General features: G+C 43.8%; 6 protein-coding genes and 1 pseudogene. 6 read left to right on the plus strand and 1 reads right to left on the minus strand.

The window, feature by feature from the left end; all coding sequences use genetic code 11:
• Nucleotides 1-1,384, plus strand: a 1,384-nt coding sequence (locus L0J61_RS06145; RefSeq protein ID WP_301465453.1) for a TonB-dependent receptor, incomplete at its 5' end; no start/stop codon positions are given.
• Between the two features lie 76 nt (nt 1,385-1,460).
• Here the strand turns inward: L0J61_RS06145 and L0J61_RS06150 are convergent.
• Complete coding sequence (locus L0J61_RS06150; protein ID WP_301465454.1) at nt 1,461-1,628, minus strand: hypothetical protein; 168 nt, start codon at nt 1,626-1,628, stop codon at nt 1,461-1,463.
• A 22-nt stretch (nt 1,629-1,650) separates the two neighbouring features.
• Between L0J61_RS06150 and ahcY the strand changes: the two genes are divergently transcribed.
• The 5 genes and pseudogenes from ahcY (at nt 1,651) to L0J61_RS06175 (ending at nt 9,168) form a co-directional block, all read left to right on the plus strand.
• A complete protein-coding gene (gene ahcY, locus L0J61_RS06155; protein WP_301465455.1) occupies nt 1,651-3,075 on the plus strand; it encodes an adenosylhomocysteinase in 1,425 nt (474 codons plus the stop codon).
• Nucleotides 3,059-3,968: pseudogene (locus tag L0J61_RS06160) on the plus strand (methylenetetrahydrofolate reductase). Before ahcY ends, L0J61_RS06160 begins: the two are co-directional and overlap by 17 nt.
• Nucleotides 3,969-4,208: 240 nt before the next feature.
• Nucleotides 4,209-5,126, plus strand: a complete 918-nt coding sequence (locus L0J61_RS06165; protein ID WP_301465456.1) for a 16S rRNA (uracil(1498)-N(3))-methyltransferase — start codon at nt 4,209-4,211, stop codon at nt 5,124-5,126.
• 55 nt (nt 5,127-5,181) lie between these two features.
• Complete coding sequence (locus L0J61_RS06170; RefSeq protein WP_301465457.1) at nt 5,182-6,927, plus strand: bifunctional diguanylate cyclase/phosphodiesterase; 1,746 nt, start codon at nt 5,182-5,184, stop codon at nt 6,925-6,927.
• Between the two features lie 447 nt (nt 6,928-7,374).
• The gene (locus L0J61_RS06175; RefSeq protein ID WP_301465458.1) at nt 7,375-9,168 is read left to right on the plus strand and encodes an acyl-CoA dehydrogenase C-terminal domain-containing protein; all 1,794 of its coding nucleotides are present in this window, start codon (nt 7,375-7,377) and stop codon (nt 9,166-9,168) included.
• Nucleotides 9,169-9,485 lie beyond the last annotated feature (317 nt).

Raw genomic sequence — 9,485 nt, forward strand, 5'->3', positions numbered from 1 at the left:
CCATTTTTCTGTGACTGCAGGTATTGGCTCCAACAATCAATATACTTACGGTGCAGCTGCACAGCTTGCAAGTGAAACAGGCGCGCAGCTCAGTTTGGCTGCTAGCCATAACCAAACTGATGGTATTAGCGCTATCAAATACCAAACAGGTAACAACAAAGATGAAGACGGCTACGAAAGTGATAACTTTTCGATCAATGCTAGTGTCCCTCTAGGCGATAATATCAACGTTGGTGCCACTGGTTTATTTTCTAAATCAACCACTGAATTTGACGACTATAATAACGTCCCTGGTGCGGAGATTGACCAAGAAAATGGAGCCATCTCTGCATTTTCAGAATACGATAAAGACAATCTGACGTTACGTCTAACAGCAGGTGGGAGTCTAGACAAGCTAGATAACAAAGTTGGTGATGAATTTGAAACCACACAAAAACAAGCAAATTTATTAAGTATTTATCGCCTACCCACAGGACAGCTACAGGCTGGTGCAGAATGGCTAAAGCAAGAAGTAGATATTAATGACAATACCCCTAGCAATGGTAACGACAGCTATAAGATAAACGATCGTACCATCAAGAGCGGATTCCTTGGCTATCAGCTCAACAAAGAGGCGTATGACCTTCAAGCAAACGTTCGTCTTGACGACAACTCACAGTTCGATAGCGAAACGACCTATAGCCTAGGTTATGCTGCGAAGCTAGCCCCCAGTTTACGCCTTGGTACTAGCTTCGCCACTGGTTATAGAGCACCTTCTCTGAATGACTTATATATTGAAAGTGCTTATTATGTACCAAATGAAAACTTAGAAGTTGAAAAAAGTAAAAACCTAGAAGTGTTTATCGAATCTAATAGTGATTTACAGACTACTCGTCTGACAGGATTTTATAGCCGCGTCAAGAATCTTATTAGCAATGAATATGATCCATCAACTTTCAAGTATCAAGCAACCAATATTGATCAAGCAGAACTGTCTGGTTACAGTTTAACGTCGGACTGGCAGATCAGTAATGTGCTATTCGGTAGTCAATATACCTATACCAATGCAGAAGAGCTTTCTGGCGCCAATAAAGGTAAACAGTTGGTCTATCGTCCTGAACATACAGGTTTGATTTATGTTGGCTATCAAGCTTCAGACTTCGATGTTCGCGCTGAAGCAAAATATGCTGGCAAAGTATACAATTCCGCTGATAACAGTACCTTTATAGATGACTACACTCTCTTCAATATCAGTGGCAGCTATTATGTCAATCCAAACCTAACTCTAACTAGTCGGGTTGAAAATTTAACAAATGAAGATTACACCACTAACGAAGGTTTTGGTACTCGTTATAACCAAGACGGTACCAGTTATTTCACTTCCCTAACCTATAACTGGTTCTAAACTTGTTTGTTTTATCATTAAAAAAGACCATCGATTGATGGTCTTTTTTTGTGGGTGACAACATGAGTATCATCCATTACAATAACCCTTCCCGAGAGGTGTTGCGCCATAGTGATTGTCTATCACGATAAATCTGTGTATACCAAATCGCTATGTTAGGCTCGGTTAACTGTTGAGTGCCCATCATTTGGTCATCAGCAGCGCAAATAACGACACCTGCGTTTTTATTCTTTTTATCATACATTTACCACTGATAGGAGCATATTATGGACGCAGTGTCTAACACCCCATCTGCCCATACGATCGACCCCTCATTCACTGACTATAAAGTCGCTGACATCAGCCTTGCTGATTACGGCCGCCGTGAAATCACCCTAGCCGAAGCAGAAATGCCTGCCCTCATGGGTTTGCGTCGCCGCTACGAAGCCGACCAACCACTTAAAGGCGCTAAAATCGCTGGCTGTATCCACATGACCATCCAGACGGCTGTGCTTATCGAGACACTAGTCGCGCTGGGTGCTGAAGTACGCTGGACATCATGTAACATCTTCTCAACTCAGGATCACGCTGCGGCGGCTATTGCTGCAGCTGGTATCTCTGTATACGCTTGGAAAGGCGAAACAGAAGAAGAATACGAATGGTGCTTGCGTCAACAAGTCCACGTCGGTGGTGAAGCATCAGGTGAACTATGGGATGCCAACTTAATTTTGGACGACGGTGGTGATTTAACCGCTCTGATTCATAATGATTATGCTCAGATGCTTGATAACATTCATGGTATTTCTGAAGAAACGACGACTGGCGTACATCGTCTGATTGAGATGTTGAACAACAGCACGCTTAAAGTACCAGCCATCAACGTCAACGACGCCGTGACTAAGTCTAAAAATGACAACAAATACGGCTGCCGTCATAGCTTAAATGATGCCATCAAACGTGCCACAGATATGTTCTTAGCGGGTCGTCGTGCTTTGGTCATCGGTTATGGTGATGTAGGTAAAGGCTCTACACAGAGCTTGCGTCAAGAGGGCATGATCGTTCGTGTTTCAGAAGTCGACCCTATCTGCGCCATGCAAGCCTGTATGGATGGCTATGAAGTTCTATCTCCATACGTCAATGGTGACAACACAGGTGGTGCAGACAACATTAACACTCGTCTGCTTGAAGATACCGACCTGATTGTAACGACAACTGGTAACTACCATGTTTGTGACAAAAACATGCTAGCAGCGCTAAAGCCTGGTGCGGTCGTTTGTAACATCGGTCACTTCGATACCGAAATCGACACTCAGTTCATGCGTGACAACTGGCGTTGGGTTGAAATCAAACCACAAGTACATCAAATCTTCCGCTCAGACGATGAAAATGATTATTTGATTTTGCTTGCCGAAGGCCGCCTAGTGAACCTAGGTAACGCAACTGGTCACCCATCACGTGTGATGGACGGCTCTTTTGCCAACCAAGTATTGGCTCAAATGTATCTGTTTGAAGAAAAGTTCGCTGAGCTGCCTGTTGATGAGCGTTTCGACAACTTATATGTCAAAGTACTGCCTAAGAAGCTTGACGAAGAAGTCGCTGCCGCGATGGTCGCTGGTTTTAACGGCACCTTGACTAAACTGACTGAAAAACAAGCTGAATACTTGGGTGTTCCTGTCGCAGGTCCGTTCAAAACTGATGCCTACAAATACTAATTTATCAACACCAAGGAGTACGACTGTGGGTAAGCCTGCTTTTTCTTTTGAGTTTTTCCCTGCAAAAACTGATCAAGGTCGTGAGAAGCTTTTAAAAACTTACGATGAGCTGAATACACTGTCACCTGCCTATTTTTCCGTAACCTATGGTGCTGGTGGTTCAACCCGCAGTCGTACCTTAGATATCGTTCAAGCCTTGTGTGAGCGTGGCGACACCAACGTTGCACCGCACATGTCTTGCATTGGCGATGATAAAAGTGAAATCGCAGAGCTGTTGGAGCATTATAAAAGCCTAGGCATCAACCGCTTGGTAGCACTTCGTGGCGACCTGCCATCAGGTCAAGTGGGTATGGGTGAATTACCATTTGCTTTAGACTTGGTAAAATTCATACGCGAACACTCAGGTGACCACTTCTATATAGAAGTCGCATCCTACCCCGAGATGCATCCACAAGCGCGAGATGCATCCACAAGCGCGCAGTTTTGAGTTTGATATTGACAACTTGGTCAATAAATACCAAGCTGGCGCCAACGCTTCGATCACTCAGTTCTTTTATAATGCGGATAGCTATCTGTACTTGCGTGACGCACTAGAAAAGCGTGGCATTGATACAGTAGCGCAGCCATTGGTTGCTGGCATCATGCCGATTACCAACTCGAGCAATTTGGTTCGTTTCGCCGATAGCTGTGGTGCTGATATTCCACGATATATACGTAAACAACTAACGGATTATGGTGATGATCGTACTGCCATTCGCGAGTTCGGATTCGATGTGGTATACCGTCTGTGTGATCGCCTCATTAGCGAAGGCGTACCCGCCATGCATTTTTATAGCATGAACAAAGTTGAACCTAATAAGCGTCTGGTTGAAGCATTAGGGCTAACCACTTAACGCGTTACAACACCGTTTGCTTAATGACTGGCGTTCTTCGGAGCGCCAGTTTTTTGCTTTTTACAACAATAAATCACTTCTAGTGCATGCCCTCGTTGTGAGAATGGAGACAAACATGAGGAACATGAAATTAATTGCCGCCAACCAAGACAAATGCACTACCGCAATAACTTCACCCACTCAAACAATATTCTGCTAAGCTTTAATGATATTTGACTAAAATTATAGGAATAAGTGACTGTGCGACGTTTTTTTTATGCGACCAGCGATGACATCAATAATAATAGTGATAATGAGAAAGGTACGACATACCCCAAACTCAGCACCTTGCCCATTGAGGCTACTGTTGAATTAACAGAAAATATCACCCATCACTGGTGCCGAGTGCTTCGTGCCAATGTCGGTGACAAAGGGGTATTATTTGATGGCTTCGGTGGTGAGTATAAAGTGCAGCTAAAAACCATCAGTAAAAAACACGCAACTGCTACCCTTCTCTCTCATGTAGCCGACAATCGCACCTCAGCGACTATCAGTAAGATAGGGCTGGTCATGAGTCGTGGTGAGCGAATGGATTACGCGATCCAAAAATCCACTGAGCTCGGTGTCACTGCCATCCAACTACTCAGCAGTCATCACGGTGAAGTCAACCTAAAGCCAGCACAGGTAGAAAAAAAACTGGGACACTGGCAGCAAATCGCCATCGCGGCCTGCGAACAATGCGGACTCAATCGCCCACCGCTCATTCTCGCACCTGTGTCCATTAGTGACTGGTTACAAAGCTTGGACACCAGTGCATCAGACATGACGCCAGGCAGTGCGTCAAAAATATCGACACAGGCTAATGCTGTTAGCGCTATCGTTTCTGCACTCAGCCAAGACGCCTATTACCAAGCACTACAGCAGCCAGCTGATTTACGTATGCAGCTTAGCGTTCCTGCCGCGGGACAACCTGTCATGCCTGGGAAACTATTAACCGTATTGCAGCAGACGGCACCTTACATTGAATTATTAGTTGGCCCTGAAGGTGGGCTTAGCCCCGCTGAATGTCAACAAGCAGATCGAGCAGGCTTTGTAGCTTGGCAGATTGGCCCACGAGTCTTGCGCACTGAGACAGCACCAGTGGTTGCATTAGCAACCATACAAGCCCTATCCTTCTAAGAAATTGCGACGATGAATCCACTGAATACTCAACTTTGCCGTGATGACCTCTATTATGACTCCTTTCACTCCTATCCCTATCGCAGATAAACAGCAACTGCTGATACAGCTATGCGAGCAGCTCGACGATGCCTTATTCATCTTGGATGAAAACTTACGATATTTATCAGTCAATGCCAGTTATGAGCTTATCATCGGGTATAACGAGTCTTTTTTGCTTGGTAGACCGCTTGGTATATATGCTGCTGAGTTTTTATCAGAGCAAGAAGTAGCCATTTTAAATAAGATTACCACTTATCTAGACAGTGATGGTTTTTACGAAAACAGTTTTTCGATAACCAACCGTTACGGTGAAGTATTCGACTGCCATATGAGCTATCGTAGAATAGACGTCGGACATGCTGTTTACTATGTTGGTTTGGTTCGCGACATATCCTCAGCAACCAAAGATAAAAAACAACTGATTCATTTACTTAGCTTCGATCCTCTAACTGAACTGCCCAATCGCAAGGTTTTTTTGAGTCAGACCAGTGATTTATTATTGGACCGCTCTCAGAAAGTTGTCATTGCCAGGCTAAATATCGACCGTTATCGCAATCTTGCCAGCTTACTAGGGTCTGATGGCATCAATCATTTAATAAAAAACTTCGCAGCGCGAATTGAGTCGCTAAGACTTACAAACCTATCTTGTTTGGGACACTTCGGTAGTGATGATTTTGCTTTATTATTTGAGTGTAATGACACCAAAATAGTACGCAACCAATTAGATAGGTTGATACAAATGTGTGAACGACCTTTTCCAATTGAAGACTCTCCACTAGCCGAACATTCTCCATTTTTTGATAACTTACCAACGACAGACTCAGCTATCTATTGCGGTGTTTCTATCGGCATTTCTATCTTTCCTAAACATGATACAGGCGCAGCAGGGCTGCTTATCAAAGCAGAGAAAGCCCTACATTTTATCAAAGAACAAGGTGGTGATGATATTTGCTGGTATGAAGATGCTATTGACGAAGCCACTTCTCGACGCCTACAGCTCGAAACTGAGCTAAGGCTTGCCGCAGATGAAGGTCAGTTTATACCGTATTATCAACCAAAAATCGACTTAACCAGTGGTGCCATTACTGGGTTTGAAGCGCTGGTGCGTTGGCAACATCCGACCCGCGGATTACTGACACCAGTCCATTTCATCAATGCAATCATCACCCATAAACTCTCATTTGAACTTTTCTTTCAAATGGCGATTCAAATCGCAAAGCAGCTGTCTAGCTGGCAGCAGCAGGGCTTTGATCAACACATCTGCATCAATGCCGATGCCGCAGAATTTAGTCACCCCGACTTTTTTGATATGGTACGAGGCTTACTTGCTGAACACCAAATTTCTGCGCAGCAACTACATATTGAGGTCACAGAATCCTCTTTAATTAAACGCCACGACAATGTCAAAAAGCAGCTGAACCTATTAAAAAAGTTGGGCGTTTTTATCGCCTTGGATGACTTTGGCACAGGATATGCATCCTTAAGTTACCTGCAAGAGTATCCTTTTGACTTTATCAAAGTCGATAAAAGCTTCATCTCCAATATCGAAACAGACCGTACCCAACAAGCCATTGTAAAAACTATTTTAGATTTGGCGGTCGCCCTTGATATGCAAATAATCGCTGAAGGCATCGAGAACAAGCCACAGCGTGATATATTATTAGCCATGGGCTGTCAATTCGGTCAGGGTTATTGGTTTGGTAAACCCGTCCCTGCTGACGTTGCCACTGAAATGTTGATTCAGCAACACAATAATTAGTACTAATGTCCATTAACGCTAAGTCCTACTTAATTGACTACTGTCGCATTGGAAACAATGTCTTATCATCTCTCTCCCTGCAATACGCTCCAAGCTCTACCACGCTTCAACCAGACACTTACATAACATTTATTATGCCTATTCTCAGCCATCCATAACCCCTAACGTTGATTACATAACGAATGCAAGGTAGGTTCATGACTTATCAGTGCTTTTACTAAACTTGTATAATTTCCTATGAACACCTATCTTTCTATAGTGAAATCGCTAGAGCTTATTAGGTCTCGAACCGACTCTGACCGACAGCATTCTTTTAATAACATTTTATCTGATCGATAATCTAGTCAATCTTGTGGCTACCTATGACTTAGGTTTACTGGAATAAAACCGTACTACCTAGACCGCACCTGACTATGACTTATGACATTCTAAAAAGGACAGGAAGTTATGCAATACAAAGCGCCCTTACGTGATATCCAATTCGTTATGCATGAACTACTCGATAGTGAAAACCATTACAAAACTTTGCCTGCTTTTCAAGAAGCCGACCGCGAATTGATGGATAGCCTATTTGAGATGGCTGCAAGCTTTGCTGAAAATGAACTATCTCCATTAAACCAAAGCGGTGATGCTGAAGGTTGCCAGTTTGATAAAGGCACTGTCACTACGCCAAAAGGTTTCAAAGAAGCTTATGATCAATATTGTGAGCTTGGCTTTCCTGCTCTAGCCGCTGAAGAAGATTTTGGCGGTCAAAATATGCCATTTTCATTGTCTACCGTTATCAACGAGATGGTGGGTACTGCCAACTGGTCATTTTCGATGTATCCTGGCTTATCACATGGTGCCATTCAAACCATCGAACACCATGGTACCGATGAACAAAAAGCAACTTATCTAGAAAAAATGGTAACTGGTACATGGTCTGGCACCATGTGTCTGACTGAAGCTCATGCCGGTTCTGACCTCGGTATTATCCGTACCAAAGCCAAACCTAATGATGATGGCAGCTATAGCATCACCGGACAAAAAATCTTTATCTCAGCTGGTGAACATGACCTAACTGACAATATCATTCATATTGTATTGGCTCGTTTACCGAACGCCCCAGCCGGCACTAAAGGCATCTCGCTGTTTATCGTGCCTAAAATGACGGTCAACGAAGATGGTAGCTTGGGCGAAAATAACAACGTCGTTTGTGGCTCTATCGAACATAAAATGGGCATCAAAGCCTCAGCAACTTGTGTCATGAACTTTGATGGAGCAACAGGCTACCTGATCGGCCCAGAAAATCGTGGTCTGCAGTGCATGTTTACCTTTATGAACGTCGCCCGTATCGGTACTGCTGTTCAGGGTCTAACCGCTGCAGAATATGCTTTCCAAGGCTCGTTGACCTATGCGAAGGATCGTCTGGCAATGCGCTCACTATCAGGCACAAAAGCGCCAGAAAAAGTGGCTGATCCTATCATTGTGCACCCAGCAGTTCGAAACATGCTATTGACCGAAAAAGCCTTTGCAGAAGGTGGTCGTGCTCTGGTTTATTATCTCTCTCATTTTGCAGATACGGTCGCAAAGGGTGAAGGTGATGACCTAAAATTTGCTGACCAAATGTTGTCGCTATTGACCCCAATTGCAAAGGCATTTTTGACTGAAACTGGACTTGAGGCTGCCAATCATGGCGTGCAAGTCTATGGTGGTCATGGTTTCATCAGCGAATGGGGTATGGAACAGAACGTCCGTGATACACGCATTGCTTGTCTGTATGAAGGCACGACAGAGATTCAGGCACTAGACTTACTAGGTCGTAAAGTTTTGGGATCACAAGGCAAGCTGCTAGCAAACTTTGCAAATATCATTCAAACCTTCTGTGAAGACAACCAAGAAAACGACGAAATGGGTCAGTTCGTCCGCCCACTTGCAAAGCATTTGAAAGAGTGGAATGATTTGACGGCTCGTATCGGCATGCAGGCCACTGAAAATCCTGATGCTATTGGCGGCGCAGCAGTAGATTACTTGTATTTCAGCGGCTATGTAACCCTTGCCTACTTATGGGCGCGCATGGCTTTAGTTGCACAAACCGCTATCGGAGACGGTACTGGTGAAACTGCATTCTATGATGCGAAAATCAAAACAGCTCAGTTCTACTTTGCCAAACTGCTACCACGTACCACCACGCATGTACAGCGCATCAGCACAGGTGTCGAACCATACATGAGCATGGATGTAGATCAGTTTTCATTTTAAAAAGTTTTTTTTGAGACACTGACTTTTTTGATAAATTACCGCATCTTTAACTCTTAGTGTTATACCGGCAACGTACTCATGTAGGTTGCCGATTTTTTATAATGAGTTGCTTTAGCATATCAGCGACAATTCGACCGCGGCATTCACCGTATTAGCACTCATTGCTACCTCCTGCAGCCTGACAGTATTCGTCGTTTGGTTAATTATTTGTTGTACGCATCGTTCACGAAGAAAACCCATTCTCATATATTTATTTGTTAGACTTTTATCATTAGGCGTATTAAATACTCCCAACATTTACACTCATGAAAACTTAT

Source organism: Psychrobacter sp. (genome assembly GCF_030457785.1).
In the GTDB taxonomy this organism is placed as follows: domain Bacteria; phylum Pseudomonadota; class Gammaproteobacteria; order Pseudomonadales; family Moraxellaceae; genus Psychrobacter.

Coding starts and splice junctions, on each gene's coding strand:
- L0J61_RS06150 (WP_301465454.1), bottom strand. CDS start 1,628: ATGTATGATAAAAAGAATAAAAACGCAGGTGTCGTTATTTGCGCTGCT.
- ahcY (WP_301465455.1), top strand. CDS start 1,651: ATGGACGCAGTGTCTAACACCCCATCTGCCCATACGATCGACCCCTCA.
- L0J61_RS06170 (WP_301465457.1), top strand. CDS start 5,182: ATGACTCCTTTCACTCCTATCCCTATCGCAGATAAACAGCAACTGCTG.
- L0J61_RS06175 (WP_301465458.1), top strand. CDS start 7,375: ATGCAATACAAAGCGCCCTTACGTGATATCCAATTCGTTATGCATGAA.